16 protein-coding genes are annotated in these 16,815 nt (G+C 52.3%); 5 read left to right on the top strand and 11 right to left on the bottom strand.

Translation table 11 applies throughout. The features are described 5' to 3' along the window. Position 1: 1 nt before the first annotated feature. The 9 genes from C2M34_RS02435 to C2M34_RS02395 form a co-directional block, all read right to left on the bottom strand. Entirely contained in the window at positions 2–439 is a 438-nt protein-coding gene (locus C2M34_RS02435; protein ID WP_105199521.1) for an acyl-CoA thioesterase, read from the bottom strand. Between the two features lie 94 nt (positions 440–533). Next, positions 534–1,457, bottom strand: a complete 924-nt coding sequence (locus tag C2M34_RS02430) for a pirin family protein (protein ID WP_105257976.1) — start codon at positions 1,455–1,457, stop codon at positions 534–536. 8 nt (positions 1,458–1,465) lie between these two features. Continuing rightward, positions 1,466–1,861, bottom strand: a complete 396-nt coding sequence (locus tag C2M34_RS02425; protein ID WP_105257975.1) for an OsmC family protein — start codon at positions 1,859–1,861, stop codon at positions 1,466–1,468. Between the two features lie 37 nt (positions 1,862–1,898). Continuing rightward, a complete protein-coding gene (locus tag C2M34_RS02420) occupies positions 1,899–2,462 on the bottom strand; it encodes an NADPH-dependent FMN reductase (protein ID WP_105257974.1) in 564 nt (187 codons plus the stop codon). 107 nt (positions 2,463–2,569) lie between these two features. Beyond that, a complete protein-coding gene (locus tag C2M34_RS02415) occupies positions 2,570–3,310 on the bottom strand; it encodes a sulfite exporter TauE/SafE family protein (protein WP_105257973.1) in 741 nt (246 codons plus the stop codon). Then, on the bottom strand, positions 3,310–3,993 hold the full coding sequence (locus tag C2M34_RS02410) for a pirin family protein (protein WP_105257972.1): 684 nt from the start codon (positions 3,991–3,993) through the stop codon (positions 3,310–3,312). Before C2M34_RS02410 ends, C2M34_RS02415 begins: the two co-directional genes overlap by 1 nt. Before the next feature lie 117 nt (positions 3,994–4,110). Then, positions 4,111–4,983, bottom strand: a complete 873-nt coding sequence (locus C2M34_RS02405; RefSeq protein WP_105257971.1) for a LysR family transcriptional regulator — start codon at positions 4,981–4,983, stop codon at positions 4,111–4,113. A gap of 122 nt (positions 4,984–5,105) precedes the next feature. Beyond that, the gene (locus C2M34_RS02400; RefSeq protein ID WP_105257970.1) at positions 5,106–5,531 is read right to left on the bottom strand and encodes a DoxX family protein; all 426 of its coding nucleotides are present in this window, start codon (positions 5,529–5,531) and stop codon (positions 5,106–5,108) included. A 188-nt stretch (positions 5,532–5,719) separates the two neighbouring features. Then, positions 5,720–7,006, bottom strand: coding sequence for a cation:proton antiporter (locus tag C2M34_RS02395; protein ID WP_105257969.1), 1,287 nt, complete (start codon positions 7,004–7,006; stop codon positions 5,720–5,722). A gap of 221 nt (positions 7,007–7,227) precedes the next feature. Here C2M34_RS02395 and C2M34_RS02390 point away from each other — a divergent pair, with 221 nt between their 5' ends. After that, entirely contained in the window at positions 7,228–7,770 is a 543-nt protein-coding gene (locus tag C2M34_RS02390; RefSeq protein ID WP_234000028.1) for a TetR/AcrR family transcriptional regulator, read from the top strand. A 100-nt stretch (positions 7,771–7,870) separates the two neighbouring features. On the opposite strand, the gene gorA is transcribed toward C2M34_RS02390, so the two are convergent. Next, positions 7,871–9,232: a glutathione-disulfide reductase gene (gorA, locus tag C2M34_RS02385; protein WP_105257968.1), complete on the bottom strand. Its 1,362-nt coding sequence runs from the start codon at positions 9,230–9,232 to the stop codon at positions 7,871–7,873. A gap of 136 nt (positions 9,233–9,368) precedes the next feature. Between gorA and prlC the strand changes: the two genes are divergently transcribed. The 3 genes from prlC to C2M34_RS02370 all read left to right on the top strand — a co-directional run bounded on the left by prlC (position 9,369) and on the right by C2M34_RS02370 (position 12,990). Further along, on the top strand, positions 9,369–11,408 hold the full coding sequence (gene prlC / locus C2M34_RS02380; RefSeq protein WP_105257967.1) for an oligopeptidase A: 2,040 nt from the start codon (positions 9,369–9,371) through the stop codon (positions 11,406–11,408). Between the two features lie 118 nt (positions 11,409–11,526). Continuing rightward, the gene (locus C2M34_RS02375; RefSeq protein ID WP_105199532.1) at positions 11,527–12,288 is read left to right on the top strand and encodes a class I SAM-dependent methyltransferase; all 762 of its coding nucleotides are present in this window, start codon (positions 11,527–11,529) and stop codon (positions 12,286–12,288) included. A gap of 228 nt (positions 12,289–12,516) precedes the next feature. Continuing rightward, positions 12,517–12,990: a peroxiredoxin gene (locus C2M34_RS02370; protein ID WP_105188331.1), complete on the top strand. Its 474-nt coding sequence runs from the start codon at positions 12,517–12,519 to the stop codon at positions 12,988–12,990. 68 nt (positions 12,991–13,058) lie between these two features. Here the strand turns inward: C2M34_RS02370 and C2M34_RS02365 are convergent, their stop codons facing one another. After that, the gene (locus tag C2M34_RS02365; RefSeq protein WP_199878764.1) at positions 13,059–15,182 is read right to left on the bottom strand and encodes a S8 family peptidase; all 2,124 of its coding nucleotides are present in this window, start codon (positions 15,180–15,182) and stop codon (positions 13,059–13,061) included. A gap of 356 nt (positions 15,183–15,538) precedes the next feature. Here C2M34_RS02365 and C2M34_RS02360 point away from each other — a divergent pair, with 356 nt between their 5' ends. Further along, on the top strand, positions 15,539–16,723 hold the full coding sequence (locus C2M34_RS02360; protein ID WP_105257965.1) for an NAD(P)/FAD-dependent oxidoreductase: 1,185 nt from the start codon (positions 15,539–15,541) through the stop codon (positions 16,721–16,723). Positions 16,724–16,815 lie beyond the last annotated feature (92 nt).

Here is a 16,815-nt window from a genome sequence, read left to right as displayed (position 1 = left end):
ATTAGCCCTTTAGGTTTAAGTGCAGGAATGATAACAAGCTATCATTCAATGGCGCTTTTTGCATTGTTTTGAAGTCAAACATCACCAACTTTGCCTGACCTTCAGTCACTACGCATTGCTGCGCACTGGAAAACACGCTGTAGTGGGTGGTAAAGCTGCTGTTGCCTATGTCACTGATACTGACGCCGATCAGCAGGGTGTCGGGAAAGGTCACTGGGCGCTTATATTTGGCGTAATTGTCGGCCAGTACAGGGCCGACCTGCTCAGCGGCAAGGTGTTCAAGTATGCCGGCCTGATTTAAAAAATCGATACGGGCAATTTCAAAGTATTTGAAGTAGAGGGTGTTATTGACATGCTGCAGCGCATCCATATCACCCCAGGCCACCTTGATTTCACAGGCCTTGGGAAAACGTTCTAAAAATGCATCTTGATTGGACATCTCTCGGCTCCTTAGAGTTTTTACTCGGCCTAGCATGCGTCAAGCCGGTAAAAAAAGAAAGGGGATGGCGATAAGTGGTAACATCATCTGCTTGTTAAGGCAGCGGAATAAACTCCTGCTCATCGCCGGGAACCTTGGCAAAGCGCCCGTTTTGCCAGTCGTCCTTGGCCTGCTCAATGCGCTCCTTGCGACTGGAAACAAAATTCCATTCGATAAAACGTTTGCCCAGCGGCTCACCGCCGATAAGGGCGATGCGCGAGTCTTCGCTGGCGGTGACAGTAACGCCAGCGCTTATGTCATGGGTATCGGAAAACACCGCCATACAGTGCTCGGGGATGTCGGTGTCTTTCGCTTTTAATTGACCGCGCACTACATACAGGCCGAGCTCCGCGCATGGTGGCAGGGTTAATGACTCGCCGGGTTTAAGCACGGCTTCCAAATACAGGGTATTGGAAAAGGTGCGCACCGGCGACTCGACGCCATAGGCGCTGCCCATCATGACTCGCACGGGGACGCCATCAATATTGACCAGGGGCACGCTGCTGGCCGGGTAGTGATAGAAGGCCGGCTCCATTTCTTCTTGCTCCTTAGGCAGGGCAAGCCAGAGTTGCAGGCCGTTAAGGTTGCGTGCGTGAGCGGTTGCCTCCGGGCGCTCGCGCTCGGAGTGGACTATGCCGCTGCCGCTGACCATCAGGTTGATATCCCCCGGCTTAATGGGCTGCACACTGGCCAAAGAATCGCGATGAAGGATCTCACCTGCAAACAAATAAGTGACGGTGGCAATGCCGATATGGGGATGGGGACGAACATTGATGCCTGGGCCAGGGGCAAAGCTGGCCGGGCCCATATGATCGAAAAAGATCCACGGGCCTATCATTTTCAATTGCGCCGTTGGTAACAAACGGCGCACGGAAAAACCGCCCAGATCTGTGTCCTTGGGCTTTAACACCATTTTCACCGCGCCGCAGGCGTCCATTAGCTCACAGTCATTGCGGGTGTCATTGGTTAGATTGCTCATATGGGCTCCTATTTGCAGTCCGTGGTGATGATGGTTTCTACCTGGGTCATAAGTTTATGAATTGGGCATTTATCGGCAATTTGCGCCAGCTTCTGCCGCTGCGCCGCATCCAGCTCACCGCCCAGCATAAGGTCTAGGTGCAACTGGTAGCGTCCCTGGCGTTCCTCACTGGCATCCCGGGTGATGTCAACGGCCACATCCGTTAATGGGATCCCCGCTCTCTGTGCATACATAAGCAGGGTAATGGCCTTACATGCCGCCAGGGCCGAGTCGTAAATATCATGGGGGTCCGGCGCGCTGTCGCTCTGGGTATCGATACGGGCATCGGCAAAGAGCCGATGTGGGCCGATTTGTACTTGCTGGCGATATTGGCCGTCGGCCGTTTTAGTGAGTTTGATGCTCATGGTTTGGCTCCTTTTTATTGAGGCGCAAGGTTGAGTATCAGCGCATGGTTTTTAGCGCTTTGGCCCATTTTTCCAGCTCTTCTAACAGGGATTTGCCGGAGGCGAGGTGATGTTCATTGGCAACAAAGTGTTTATCCTCATCGAGCAGGTTCCAGGGCATTTGCACCATCACGCTTTCCATCATGGGCATCATCTTTAAGGTGGTCACTAACTGTTTGGCTACCTGGGTTGAGCGCAAGCCACCGGAGACGCCGCCATAACTGACGAAGCCACAGGGTTTGTAATTCCATTCGTTATAAACATAATCCAGAGCGTTGGTGAAAGACGAGGGCGGGCAAAAGTTGTACTCGGGCAGCACGAACACATAGGCATCGGCCCGGGCCACACTGCGCGACCAGGCCTTGGTATGTTCATGCTGGTATTCCTGCAGGCGCGGATGCTTGGGTTCGTCGTACATGGGCAGGTTAAAGGCGGCAATATCCACCAGGGAAACATCAAAGTTGCCTTGCTCCTTGGCAAACTCGTAAAACCAGTTGGCGACGGATGGGCCGACTCTGCCGGGGCGAACGCTGCAAATAATGACGTGAAGACTCAGGGCCATGGCTTTGCTCCTATCGGGGTGACAAACTATCAGTATGGTGGATGCACACAAGAATGAGGAAAAAGTTTGGCGCGCCGAGCCGCTGACGGGGGAAAGTCTTAGCGTTCCTAGCTAAATATCAGCTTGGCATAGAGGACCAAGGCCAACAGCAGCAAGAGCCAGTTCATCACCCGTAAAAAATGCTGGGGATTAAATCTTTGCTGAATTTTCACTCCCAACCAATTGCCTAGCAGGGCTAAGGGCACAAAGGCTAAGGCGGTGAACAGCAGGTCCAGGGTGAGCAGCCCCTGGGCACTAAAGGCCGCAAGTTTAACGCCGTTCATCAGTGCAAATAGCGCCGCCGCGGTGGCCACATACTGGCGCGGGGCCAGAGCCTTGGCGGTGAAGTAAATGATCAACGGCGGTCCGCCGGCATGGACCAAGGTGCTGGCCAGTCCGGATAAGGTCGCCATAACGCGTCCGCCCCAATCGCTTGCCAAAAAGCCGTAACGTATCTTGGCAAAAAATAAGCTGCGCAGCGCAAACAGCAAGCTCAGGGTGGCGATGGCGGCACTGAGCCAGGCGGCGGGAATAATTTGAATCAGCCACTGGGCTATCAAGACCCCGACAACAACGCCGGGCAGCAGCAGGCGGATCAGCTCGTTTTGCCATTGGCGCCAATAGCTTTTTAAGCTAAAGACATCGGCAATGATGAGAATCGGCAACATCAAGGCGATGGCATCAAGGGCGGGCATCACCAGCAGGAGTAAGGGGACGGCAAAAACACCCAGGGCGCCGGCAAATCCCGATTTGGAAATGCCGGTGAGCATCACCACTGCGGCGATAACGAGAAGCGTGGTGAGCGTCATTAGGGTAACTCAAACCAAAGCGCTTCAAGGGCCGAATCGGCATAAATAGTCACTGTTTCATCCTTCTCTGTTGCAAAGGCATCGCCGGCGTTTAAGGCCAGCTCCTGGCTGTGGGCGTGGCCGCTTACCAGGTGCAAATAACCGGTACCGGCGCTAGTCAACTTGTATTGCTCTCCCGGTTTTAGCTGCAGCCGTGAAATGCGTGCATCCTGATTTATGCTCAGGGTGCCCGGCTCCCCGGTCGGCGTCACTAGGGGCGTCATTGCACTGTGCTGATGAACTTGCATCTGCTCATAGCTGGGCGTAATGCCTCTGAATTTTGGCAGAATCCAAATTTGTAAAAAGTGCACCGGTTCGCTGTCCGAGGCATTATATTCACTGTGCATAATGCCGCTGCCGGCACTCATACGCTGCACTTCTCCAGCGGGAACAATAAATTCATTGCCCTGGCTGTCCTTATGTTTCAAGGCTCCACTGATCACATAGGAGATAATTTCCATATCGCGATGGCCATGAGTGTCGAAGCCTTGCCCGGGCTGAACCCTGTCTTCGTTAATTACCCTGAGCGCCGAGACGCCCATATGGGCGGGGTCGTAATAATGGCCAAATGAAAAGCTATGTTGGCTTTTTAGCCAACCGAGATCAACCGTTCCGCGTTCAGTGGCTTTGCGAAAATATTTCATAAGATGTGCTCCAAACTTGAGGTGTTGAAGCCAGTCTAATATCCCGCTAAAGAGATTAAAATGAGTATAAAAAGCACATATCGTTCGTTTTAAGCGAACGCTTGTTGGGCCTGCGATTTATACCCGGCTGCGTAACTCGCCAATAAAAGTCCGTGCCGCCGGCCCCAGGTTATCGCCGTCTTTAAATAAGAGATACAGTGGATGGGTGCGCTGTGCGCCGCTACTTAACGGCAGGGGTTTTAAGGTGCCATCGGCAAGGGCATGGGTAATGGCATGCTTGGGTAACCACGCAAAACCCAGGCCATTGCCTATCATGTCGATGGAGGTGTTGATCTGGCTAACGGTCCAACGCTGATCGGCACCCAGCCAGCCGGCATCTTGTTTCCCCTGAAGAGCGGAATCGCGGACAACTATTTGGCGGTGGGCTTTTAAATCTTCACGGGTCAGCGCTCGACCCAGATGATGCAGTGCATGCTGCGGGTGCGCCACGGCGATAAAGTCGATACTGCAAAGCTGTTCGCTAAAGCCATCGCCAGAGTAGGGGGAGACCGCCAGTTCTACCTGATCGTTTTGTACTAACTCCAAGGCGCCGGTCAAAATGGACTCAAACAACTCAATGCGTAATAACGGATACTGGCTGCTGGTGGCTTCGAGCACGGCATAGAGAAGATGCTGTGGCAGGGTTTGGTCGACGGCGATACGCAGACGCGACTCAATGCCGTCGCCCAAGGTATGGCCTATGGCTTCGACCTTGGCCGCTTCTTCCAACAGGTATTCGGCGCGTCTGAGCAGCATTTTTCCAGCGTCGGTCAGTACGGTGCGCCGCCCCTCTATATGAAAGAGCTTAACGCCGAAGGCAGCCTCAATTTTTGCGACCGCACTGTGAACGCTCGACTGGCTTTTGTGCACGCTCTGTGCGGCCTGATTAAAGCCGCCAGATTCGACGACGGCGCGAAACATCCGCCACTGTTCTAAGGTGATCCTGAGCATGAGCTAAAAAGGACGATTAATCATAGCCTAACCCTAACATGCGCTGGGTAAAAAGAAAGGTCTCACCCGGCTGATAAGCGGCAAAAAGGCCCGCAGGGTGCGGGCCGTTGATTCATTTGCGGTTATTTGGCCTGACGGCGACTTAGCAGCGCATCCAGGCTGAATTTGCCCGCTCCCGAGGCCGCCAGGGCAAGGAAGCCACCGGCAATGGCGATGTTCTTATAGAACATTAAAAACTGCGTTTGGTCGTCAAGCTGAAAGTGGAACAGCAGGGCGCTCACCACACTAAAGAGTGCAAAGGCCAAGGCCGTTAAGCGAGTCAGCAGGCCGGCAATAATCATGATGCCGCCAACGACCTCCAATAAAATAACCAGCGGCAGTAACATGTCGGGGACGCCAACCGAGGCCATGTACTGGGCCGTGGCATCGTAGAATTCGATTTTACTTAAGCCGGTAAGCACAAAGAGTGCGGTTAAACCAAAGCGCGCGAGTAGGGCACTGATGTTGGTGAGAGTCTCGTTGCTGTTAATAAGTGTGTGTAAGTTCATCTTCGTTTCCTTAATTAGGTCTCTGTGTTGCGATAAGGAAATAATAAACTCAATTTATAAGAACGAAAATTAGTAAAATTAGCGCTTACCATTCTAAAAAAACGAATGGTTGCTGGGGCGGCGTTTGCCGAAGAAGGATCAGGGCTAATCTGGGTGAGCCTAGATTAGCCCTGAACCTGTGCCTGGGTTCAGGAATCCTTGTTTGCCGAGGCGCGGATACTGCCCTCGATCAGGGGGCGAATGGTGGACGCCTGAACAATAATGGAGAAGATCACCACCACGTAGGTTAAGGTCACCAACAGGGTTTTAATATCCGTGCCATTAACCACGGCCTGGCCCGCAGGAATGGAGGCCGCCATGGCCAGCGCAAGTCCGCCTCGTAAGCCACCCCAGGTGAGAATGCGCACCGCGTTGACGTCGTACTGGCGGAAACGGCGAAAAGCGAGGTAGGGCAGCGACACACTGATAAAACGCGCCAGCAGGACAATGGGTATCATGAGTAAGCCTATGCTTATTTCTTCCCAGGTAAAGGGCAGGGTGACTAATAGCAGGCCAATCAAGAGGAACAAGAGCGCATTTAGGGCGCCCTCGATGGCATGCCAGAAGTTACGAACATTGCGAACGCTGGTGTAGCGCGACATGGTCGCCGCTTTTCCTCGGGTTACATTACCAATAAAGATACCACTGACCACCATGGCCAAGGCCCCGGATATTCCGAGCAGATTTGCGGTGGCAAAGCCGGCGGTGGGAATACAGATGGTGAGCAGCAGGCGAATATTGGCTTCACGACTTTTTATGATCAGTACATGGGAGACGAAGGCGAGCACCAGGCCAAAGGCGATGCCGCCAATCGCGTCGACCAAAAACAGGTGGGCGACCCCGGCTGCGGTCGGCGCGGTGCCCGACAAGGCCACGGCTAAAATGGTGGTAAACAGCACCAGGCCGACACCGTCATTAAACAGCGACTCGCCTTCTACCTGAATGGAAATGTTTTCCGGCGCCTTCATCTGCTTGATGATGGCCAGCACGGCGATGGGGTCGGTGGGGCTGATCAGCGCCCCAAAAAGCAAGCAGTAGATAAAGGGCACGGGCCAACCCATAAAGCCCAGTAACTGATAGCTGAGATAAGCCACGATAAAGGTAGAGACCAGGGTTGAAAACAGCACCAGAACGGCTATTTCTTTGCGTTGCTTTTTCATCACCCTAAGGTCAATTTCCAGCGCTCCGGCAAAGAGTAACACCCCCAGGACGCCATCCAGTAGAAATTGCTTAAAATCTATTTCGGCAACTAAGTTAAAGAGTTCCTGTGTGGCTTCGGTGCCAAAGACCTTACCGGCAAGAATAAGCAACATCGACATCAACAAGGAGCCTGCCGTGATGGCAATGGTGGGCTGAGTTTTCACCAGAAACTGGTTACTGAAGGCGATTAATACTGCCAGGGTCGACAGCAGGCAAAGTAGGTACCAGATACTCATAACGCATTGCTCGCAACTAGAGTAATAAAATAGAGGGGGTATTCTAGTTTTAAAACTAGAGGGTGTCATCTAATTTTCTTGTTTTTCATCGCCTGGGTGTGCTCAAATGTTTTTAATGTCCAGCAGGACCCAAGTCAGTAAAAGAGTCTATGACAAATTCGAATGCTAAAAGCACAGCCCCACGCACTCCCCAGCAGGAAAGGGGATTTCGCCGTGTGCAAATGTTACTAGATGCCGCCGCCAAAATAATTGAAGCGGATGGATTGGCAAACTTGACCATGCAAAACCTGGCGAAAATGGCACACACCTCTATCGGCTCCCTTTATCATTTCTTCTCCGACCGGGATGCGGTACTCAAGGCCTTGTTCGAGCGACACGAAGAGTCCATCGGCGATATTGTGCGTACCCTGGAAGAGGTGGATGATCAGCTGTGGTTAACCCTGTCTCCCTATGAGCTGGTTGATAAGTTGTTGCTGCCCTTTGCCAATTATGTGTGGCAGCACGGCGACTATTTACCGGTTGTTCAAGAAGTGCGTCAGCCTCATAAAAACTCCGAATTTATCCTCTTTATGACCAAGATAGTGGCCTTGCGTAACCCGGATTTATCGCCACAAGACAGTCAATTTCTGGCGATTATGGTCCAGAACATTACCGCCGGTACCATGCAGCAAGCATTTTTGCTTGAGCCGAGCAGCGTCGAGGCAACGGTGAATGAACTGCGTTTAGTGCTGGGGAGTTATCTGGCGGAAAAGGAACGAGGTTAAGGGGAATGGTGGCTGGGGCAGGAAAGATTTCTTAAGATAAAAAAGGGCCTAGTGGCCCTTTTTTTAGGTGAATTGCTTCGTTACTTTAGCCCAAGCTTTTCTATCTCATAGTAACAAATTCTTCAGAGCCTGTTGGGTGTATCGCCACCACCGCATCAAAGTCGGCCTTGGTTGCGCCCATCTTCATCGCCACGGCAAAGCCCTGGATCATTTCGTCCACGGCAAAACCTATGCCGTGCAGGCCGATGATCTTCTCTTCCTTGCCCAGGCATACCAGCTTCATTGAACAAGGCTGACGGTGCTGGGTCACGGCGGTATACATGGCGGCGAAGCTTGAGGTGTAAACCTTGATATTTTCCTCACCGTGCTCGGCAATGGCTTGCTCTTCGCTTAGGCCTATGGTGCCGATGGGCGGGTGGCTAAAGACCACGGTAGGAACCAGGTTATAGTCCATCTTCATATCATTTGGCAGCTCGTCATTAAACAGGCGTTCGGAAAGAATACGGCCAGCCTTAACCGCCACCGGCGTCAGCTCGATGCCGCCTTCGATAATATCGCCCACCGCATACACGCCTTCGGCCGTGGTGTTTTGATATTCATCGACTTTCACATAACCAGACTCGGTCACTTCCACACCCGCCGCGGCAATATTAATGGCATCCGTGGTTGGCGTACGGCCAATGGCCCAGATCACCTGGTCGACATTTTGGCTGTGACCATTTTCGAAGTGTAGTGTCAGGCTGCCATCCGCTTCTTTAACCACTTCTTTCGGTGAGCACTCGGTGTGCAGGGTCGGGCCTTCTTTTTTCATTACCTCGACCAGGGTGTCAACCAGCATGCCATCAAAGGTGCGCAGCGGCGCATGGCGACGAACAAAGAGGTGAGTCTCTGTGCCCAGGCTATTTAATACACCGGCAATTTCTACGGCGATATAGCCGGCGCCAACAACCGCAACGCGTTTTGGCTGCTCGTTTAATTCAAAGAAGCCGTTAGAGTCGATGCCATGCTCGGCGCCGGGAATATTAGGAATGGTCGGGCGACCACCGACGGCCACAAGAATATGGTCGGCGCTGTAGTGCTCGCCGTTCACTTCTACGGTTTTGTTATCGACAAACTTGGCAAAGCCATTGATCACGGTAACGCCATTGCTGGCCAGGTATTTGTTATAGCCCTGGTGGATGCGGCCGATATAGGCTTCGCGGCTTTCTACCAGTTTTTGCCAGTTAAAGTCTTTTAGCTCAACATCAAAGCCATAATCCGGCGCATAGAGTTTAATGGCTTCGGCAATTTGGGCGCCGTGCCACATTACTTTTTTCGGTACGCAGCCCACGTTTACGCAGGTGCCGCCCAGATGAGTGGCTTCAATCAGGGCCACCTTGGCACCGCGCATGGCGGCACGGTTAGCCGAGGCGATACCGCCACTGCCGCCACCGATGCAAATATAATCAAAGTGTTGAGACATGTTGTTTATTCCTATGAACTTTTACTGTCATATTTGGTTTGCCATACCATAGCAGAAATGAAGGCGCTGATCTGCACTTGTATTTTGCCGTATTGCCCCAAGAATGTAGGTATTAATCGTATTATGAGACTCAGTTATGACCAACCCCTTGATTGCCCTCGAAGGCTTACCACCGTTTTCAACAATTAAGCCCGAGCATGTGCAACCAGCCGTCGAGCATGGCATCAAAGAATGTAAAGACACCATAGCCCAGGTTCTTGAAGCGCAGGATTTTACCTGGCAAGGTCTGGTGATGCCTCTGGAAGAGGCCGATGACAAACTGGGCCGCTTATTTTCACCCGTCTCCCATATGCACTCGGTGGTAAACACCCCTGAGCTGCGTGAAGCGTACGACGCGGTATTGCCGCTGTTGAGCGAATACAGCACCTTTGTGGGTCAGCATCAGGGTCTGTTCGATGCCTATACGGCACTGGCCAACAGCGATGAATACACTCGCCTAAGCAAGGCGCAAAAAAAGGTCATAGACAACGCCCTGCGCGACTTTAAACTCTCGGGCATAGCTCTGAATGACGAGGATAAAAAGCGCTATGGCGAAATCGTCAGTCGCCTGAGCGAGCTGAGCGCCAAGTTCGGCAACAATGTAATGGATGCCACCTTGGCCTGGCAAAAGCATATCACCGACGAAAGTGAGCTGGCCGGTTTGCCCGAGTCGGCAAAAGACCTGGCGGCACACACCGCCCAAAGCAAAGAATTAGAAGGCTGGTTGTTTACCCTGGATATCCCCTCGTACCTGCCGATCATCACCCATGCGGATAACCGCGAACTACGTGAAGAAGCCTACACCGCCTTTGTTACCCGCGCCTCGGATCAGGGCCCTAACGCCGGCGAATATGACAACAGTGCCATTATGGATGAAGAGCTGAAACTACGTCATGAACTGGCGCAGTTGTTAGGCTTTGAAAACTACGCCCAAAAGTCACTGGCAACCAAGATGGCCGACTCAACGGAGCAGGTATTTGGCTTCCTCAATGACCTGGCCGCCAAGTCTAAGCCGCAGGCGCAACAAGACTTACAGGAGCTGCGCACCTATGCCGAGCAAACGCACGGTGTAACGGCGCTGGAAGCCTGGGATTATGCCTATTACAGCGAGAAGCTAAAGCAGGAAAAATATGCCATCAGCGACGAGCAACTGCGTCCGTACTTCCCTGAAGACAGGGTTCTCAGCGGCTTGTTTAAAACCGTTGAAAAGCTGTTTGCCATTCGTGTTGAAGAGCAAAAAGAATTTGATACCTACCATAAAGACGTACGCTTTTTCGAGATTTACGACAGGAGCGATACCCTGCGTGGCCGCTTCTACCTTGACCTCTATGCCCGTGAGCATAAACGTGGCGGCGCCTGGATGGACGACTGCATGGGCCGCAAGGTGCGTTTAGGCGGACAATTGCAAACTCCGGTGGCCTACTTAGTGTGTAACTTTAACCGTCCGGTGGGCGATAAGCCGGCGCTGTTTACCCATGACGAAGTGGTCACTCTGTTCCATGAGTTTGGCCATGGTCTGCACCATATGCTGACTCAGGTAGATGCCGCCGCCGTTGCCGGCATTAACGGGGTCGCCTGGGATGCGGTGGAGCTGCCAAGTCAGTTTTTAGAGAACTGGTGTTACGAGCAGGAGGCGCTGGCCTTTATCTCGGGTCATTATGAAACTCATGAGCCTTTGCCTAAGGAGCTGCTGGATAAACTATTGGCGGCGAAGAACTACCAGTCGGCGATGCAGATGGTGCGTCAGCTTGAGTTCTCCTTGTTTGATTTTCATATTCATGCGGATTACGACCCCAGCAAGGGCAGCGAAATTCAGGCCATTCTCGATCGCGTGCGTGAGCAGGTGGCGGTTGTTAAGGCGCCAAGCTTTAATCGTTTCCAGCATAGCTTTAGCCATATTTTTGCCGGTGGCTACAGTGCAGGTTACTACTCTTACAAATGGGCGGAAGTACTCTCGGCCGATGCCTTCTCTAAATTTGAGGAAGAAGGGATCTTTAACGCCGACACCGGCCGTGCCTTCTTAACCCATATCCTTGAGCAGGGTGGCTCGGAGGAGCCGGCGGTGTTGTTTGAGCGTTTCCGTGGTCGTGCACCAAGTGTGGATGCCCTGCTGCGTCACAGCGGCATTGCCGCTTAAAGCATCAACAATGGCCTAGCCAACTATTTAGCCGCATCTTTTACTGTATTTAAGTGAAGGGTGCGGCTAAAAATCCTGATATCATACTCACTCAACAGCCATTTCCACGGAGAAAGTCGTGCACATCTATTGCCGTATCGATACCGCGCAAGCCTATTGCGATACCCTAAGCCAGCGCTTTAAGTTGGACGAATGTCCACTCGATGAGCAATTTTACCTGCAATACGATGAGTTGGGATTGGCCTTATGCAAGCGTGACGAGCCTAAGCTCACGCCTATTCGTGTCGACTTTGTTGAAGGCGCCGCGGCTCACCGCCGTAAGTTTGGTGGCGGCAAAGGTCAGGCCATTGCCAAGGCCGTAGGCCTGAATAAGGGCGCCACGCCTCATGTACTCGACGCCACCGCCGGACTTGGCCGTGATGCTTTTGTACTGGCTTCGCTCGGCTGCAAGGTCACCTTGTTTGAACGCCACCCCGTGGTCGCGGCCCTGCTGTATGATGGCTTGGAACGCGCCTACCTGGATGCGGAAATCGGCCCCTGGATGAAGGAGCGTATGCACCTGCATCATGGCAGCAGCCATGTGCTGTTAGAGAAGCAACCCCTTTCCGAGGGGGAAGTTGATGTGGTGTACCTCGATCCCATGTTCCCGCATCGGGAAAAATCCGCTCTGGTCAAAAAGGAAATGCGGGTATTCCAATCCCTGGTGGGGGATGACGGTGATGCCGATGATCTGCTGACGCCGGCGCTGCAACTGGCGAGCAAAAGGGTGGTGGTTAAGCGCCCGGATTATGCGCCGTTTTTAAACGAACGCACCCCCAGCACCCAGATCAAGACCAAGAAAAACCGTTTCGATGTGTACGTGAATGCGGCCATGAAATAACGACTTCACAGACCCGGGAATATCCGGGTTTTGTTTTTTCATTCTCTTGCCATAAAGACTTAATATTCTGCGTGCATTAATATTAATCTAAGAGATAAGCAGACGCGTCTCTATGTTTACGCAACAGCCACCCGGTAAAGCTTGCAGCAAATTCGTCTTAGTCTGGGTTTAAAAGCGTAAGAATGGCCCAAGATATACCCTGATTCTATAACCAAAAAGGAAGTAATTATGATTGCCCAAGGTCAAAAAATTCCCGCCGCGAGCCTGACACAACTAGGCGAGCAGGGGCTGAACCATTTCACTACCGACGAGTTGTTCGCCAATAAAAAAGTGGTGCTGTTTGCCGTACCCGGCGCCTTTACACCGACCTGCTCGGCGGCGCATTTGCCAGGCTTTGTTGTGCTGCGCGAAGAGTTTACTGCAAAAGGCGTTGACGAAGTCATGTGTGTGTCGGTGAACGATGCCTTTGTTATGAAGGCCTGGGGCGAGAGCCAGAATGCCGATCGTATTCGTATGCTGGCCGATGGCGATGCCAGCTTTACCAAGGCCCTGGGGCTGGATAAAGACACGGGTGACTTCGGTGGCGTGCGTTCAACACGCTATGCCATGGTGGTAGACAATGGCGTGGTTACCCAGCTGTTTGTGGAAGAAGACAAGCAGTTTGAAGTATCTAAAGCCGAGCATGTACTGGCGAACCTTTAATAAGGGTTAGTTTTGCTTGCATAAAAAAGGCCGCATCACGCGGCCTTTTTGCTGGGTAGGAGAATATCCTAAGGGTTATATTGCGCGTTTAATGTCACACCAGAGAAGGTCTGGTAAGCATTAAGGCTAATATGCCAGGTACCCGCTTGTGGGTTGCTAAAGCTACAGCTTTCGTTGTTGCCGCCTTTATAAGGACGACAGTCATAGCTGCTTGCCGTAGGCTGTGCGCCAAAGCGAACAAATAGGTCGGCATCACCAGTACCACCTGAGATATTTACATCCAAGGTGCTCATGCCCGCAGGCACTTCTAATGTGTAGTGTTTCCACTGACCCGCCGATGCTGAAATATCGGATACGGTACCGCCACCGCCACCGCCGGTGCCCGTGCCGCCACCTGAGGTAGTTAGCTCACCCAATAGCGATGCATTGCTGTAGGCGCTGTAACCGCGCAGCATCACGTAGTAGGTGCCCGCCGTTGGGTTGTCGATGCTACAGGTTTCGTTGTTACCGTTTTGGTAAGGTCGGCAATCATAGCTTGATGTGGTTGGAGCGCTGCCCGCCTTAACATACATGTCCAGGTCGCCGCTGCCACCGCTGGTGGTGAAGGTCACGTTAGTGGCGCCCGAAGGTACCGTCATGGTGTAGCTTGTTTCAGAGCCGGCTGCGCCGCTTAAACCAGTTTCTGCCGTGCCTGGTGTCAGCTCATTGCCGCCGCTTGGTGGTGGTGTTGTACCGCCGCTTGCCTGAGCAACCGCAGCCGCCGCATCAACGATACCGGTACCACAGCTGGTACAGGTTGCGCTAAAGCCCTTGGTGGTCGACTTCAGGATGCTTTCGATTTCATCCGGTGTCGCCGTGGGTTTGGCTTGTTTGATAAGCGCAGCCACACCCGCTACGTGAGGTGCCGCCATAGACGTACCTTGTGAGTAGTGGTAGCTGTCGCTTGAAGGTGAGGTTGATCCCGAGTTGTGGGTAGATAAGATACCTTCAGGGTCGTTTGCGAAGCTTTGTGCGCCACCCGGTGCCGCCACATCGATGTTTGAACCATAGTTTGAGTAGTAGGCTCGACCACCGTTACGGCCAACAGAGGCCACGTTGATTACGCCGCTACAGTTACCCGGGTTGTAGTTTGCCGAGTTGTCGTTGTCGTTACCGGCAGCGATAACAATCGCAGTGCCGTTGGCACGTGCCTGGTTGATGGCGTTTTGTGTAGTAGAGCTACATGAACCACTGCCACCTAGACTCATGTTGATCACATCCGCTGGATTAGCATTGGCTGGTACGCCCGATACCGAACCACCTGAGGCCCATACGATGGCATCGGCGATGTCTGATGTTAAACCACCGCATTTACCCAGTACACGAACCGGCACAACTTTGGCGTCATAGGCAACACCCGTTACCCCTTCGCCATTGTTGGCAACGGCCGCTACCGTACCCGCTACGTGAGTGCCGTGCCAGCTAGAGCTGCTGGCATTATGGCTGTAACCACATTCGTTCGCAGTTACCGCATCACCTGGGTCTTTAGCATCGCTATCACGACCGCCGCCATCGTTGGCAACGAAGGTGTCAGAGATCATGTCATAACCAGGGAGGATATTGGCGTTTAAGTCGGCGTGTGGGCGGTAACCCGTATCAAGCACGGCCACGGTTACACCGGCACCGGTTGCAAAGTCCCATGCCGCTGGTGCGTTAATGCCTGCAGCCGCTTCATAGTAGTGCCACTGATCGCTGTAGCGTGGGTCGTTCGGTGTAGCGAACGGCTTTAACATCTGGTCGATTTCGATGTATTCCACTTCGCCGCTGGCAACCATGTCTTGCATGAACTGCTGTGCTTCTTGCGCCGATAATTTCTTATCAGCACGGATCACGTGGTGATTTTGCAGGGCCATTTCTCGCACATATTGAGCGCGAGCCTGGCCACGATTAGTTTTAAAGCCATCAACAAACTTCTTCGCACGGGCCTTGCCATTGCCCGGCATGGTCGCAGCACTGGTGCCTAGCTCGGCGTTGTCTTTGTACTTGATGATAAAGCGTGTGGTTAATGGCGATTGGCCTTTTAGTTTGGCCTGAGTTTGTGCCAGTGTCGCCTGTTGCGGCGCCGTCACTTCTTGAATGTCATTCGCGTAGAGGGCCGATGAGCTAAGAGCCATCGGGATAGCTAGCGCGAGGAGTGTTTTTCTAGTTGTCATAAGAGTCCCCATTTATTTTTAGTTTGTACCCAAATAGTACACTTCGAAGAGGATGGTAAATTATTTGTTAATATTATTGCAATAACTTTTGGGTATAAAAGGGGTACTGGTTGTTATATCTGGCCGTATATACGTTTAAAATTAATCTGTTAGTATCTTTATTTTTGATTTTGTTGGTTCTTTTGTATTGGTTTTTGCTGGTTGATTCTTGTTCTATTGTTGCTTTGGGTGCAATTTCAACCTGAGTTTAAACTCGGTGCCCTTGTCTGGCATTCGGCGCGTTTAATTAACCCGGGTAAATATCTTTGTCGGCCCTGGCTTGGTAGAATAGCGGCGGTTTTTCTAGGGGTGATGCTGTGATTAAAAAAGATGTGGTGATTATTGGTGCCGGTGCTGCGGGTTTAATGTGTGCAGCGCAAGCGGGTTACCGTGGCCGCGATGTAGTGGTGGTCGATATGGGCAAAAAGCCCGGCCGTAAGATACTGATCAGCGGCGGTGGTCGTTGTAACTTTACTAACGAAAATGCCAGCCCTGAAAATTACCTCTGTGCCAACCCGCACTTCGTAAAATCCTGCTTGAGTCGCTACACTCAGCGCGACTTTATCGACCTGGTCGACCGCCACGGTCTGCAATACCACCACAAAACCCTCGGCCAATTGTTCTGTGATAACAGCGCCCAAGACATTGTCGATATTCTTATGACCGAATGTGAATGGGCGGGCGTAAGCGTGCAGTTGCGCAGCGAAGTCATCGGCGTGGAAAAAACCGAGCAAGGCTACATAGTCACAACGGGCACGCACACCTATGAATGTGAATCCCTGGTGGTGGCATCCGGTGGCCTTACCATGCCAAAACTGGGCGCCACGCCAATCGGTTATAAAATTGCCGAGCAGTTCGGGTTAAAGGTGTTGTCTACCATGGCTGCCTTGGTGCCATTTACCCTGCACCAGCATGATAAAGACCGTTTTGATGGCCTCTCGGGTATCAGCGCCGATTGCCTGGTGACAAGCGAGTGCGGTACCCAATTTCGCGAGAATATTCTCTTTACTCACCGCGGCTTATCTGGCCCGGCCATTTTGCAAATTAGCTCATTTTGGCGCGCAGGGCAGGCAGTGAGTATTAACTTACTTCCTACCCTAAACATCACCGAATGGTTAGAACAACAACGCCAGCAAAGCGCACAAAAGTCATTGAAAAATGCCTTGGCGACCATTTTACCGAAACGCTTTGTGGAAATGCTGCACGATACCAATGCCATCCCCGATGCCAATATCAATCAGCTGACCCACGGCCAAATTGCCGCGCTGCATGACTACCTGCACAACTGGCAAATCAAACCCAATGGCACCGAAGGCTATCGCACCGCCGAAGTGACATTAGGCGGCGTGGATACGGATGAACTCAGCTCAAAAACCTTTGAAGCAAAAAAAGCACCGGGCCTATACTTTATTGGTGAAGTCACCGACGTCACCGGCTGGCTCGGCGGCTACAATTTCCAGTACGCCTGGAGCTGCGGCTTCGCCTGTGGGCAGTATTGTTAGTTCAAAAAACATAAAAAAGGTTTAACCCTTTGAGAGTTAAGCCTTAAAAATTGTCTCTTAAATGAAAAAAGCATTCTTGAAGAACTAATACA

The sequence above is a fragment of the Pseudoalteromonas sp. T1lg88 genome, assembly GCF_002964765.1.
Taxonomy (GTDB): domain Bacteria; phylum Pseudomonadota; class Gammaproteobacteria; order Enterobacterales; family Alteromonadaceae; genus Pseudoalteromonas.
Note: the sequence above shows the minus strand (reverse complement) of the source record. Positions and strands in the feature narration are given on the sequence as shown.

Bases quoted from the DNA above. Each gene is read 5' to 3' on its own strand.
- C2M34_RS02435 (WP_105199521.1), bottom strand. From the start codon at position 439: ATGTCCAATCAAGATGCATTTTTAGAACGTTTTCCCAAGGCCTGTGAA.
- C2M34_RS02430 (WP_105257976.1), bottom strand. From the start codon at position 1,457: ATGAGCAATCTAACCAATGACACCCGCAATGACTGTGAGCTAATGGAC.
- C2M34_RS02425 (WP_105257975.1), bottom strand. From the start codon at position 1,861: ATGAGCATCAAACTCACTAAAACGGCCGACGGCCAATATCGCCAGCAA.
- C2M34_RS02420 (WP_105257974.1), bottom strand. From the start codon at position 2,462: ATGGCCCTGAGTCTTCACGTCATTATTTGCAGCGTTCGCCCCGGCAGA.
- C2M34_RS02415 (WP_105257973.1), bottom strand. From the start codon at position 3,310: ATGACGCTCACCACGCTTCTCGTTATCGCCGCAGTGGTGATGCTCACC.
- C2M34_RS02410 (WP_105257972.1), bottom strand. From the start codon at position 3,993: ATGAAATATTTTCGCAAAGCCACTGAACGCGGAACGGTTGATCTCGGT.
- C2M34_RS02405 (WP_105257971.1), bottom strand. From the start codon at position 4,983: ATGCTCAGGATCACCTTAGAACAGTGGCGGATGTTTCGCGCCGTCGTC.
- C2M34_RS02400 (WP_105257970.1), bottom strand. From the start codon at position 5,531: ATGAACTTACACACACTTATTAACAGCAACGAGACTCTCACCAACATC.
- C2M34_RS02395 (WP_105257969.1), bottom strand. From the start codon at position 7,006: ATGAGTATCTGGTACCTACTTTGCCTGCTGTCGACCCTGGCAGTATTA.
- C2M34_RS02390 (WP_234000028.1), top strand. From the start codon at position 7,228: ATGTTACTAGATGCCGCCGCCAAAATAATTGAAGCGGATGGATTGGCA.
- gorA (WP_105257968.1), bottom strand. From the start codon at position 9,232: ATGTCTCAACACTTTGATTATATTTGCATCGGTGGCGGCAGTGGCGGT.
- prlC (WP_105257967.1), top strand. From the start codon at position 9,369: ATGACCAACCCCTTGATTGCCCTCGAAGGCTTACCACCGTTTTCAACA.
- C2M34_RS02370 (WP_105188331.1), top strand. From the start codon at position 12,517: ATGATTGCCCAAGGTCAAAAAATTCCCGCCGCGAGCCTGACACAACTA.
- C2M34_RS02365 (WP_199878764.1), bottom strand. From the start codon at position 15,182: ATGACAACTAGAAAAACACTCCTCGCGCTAGCTATCCCGATGGCTCTT.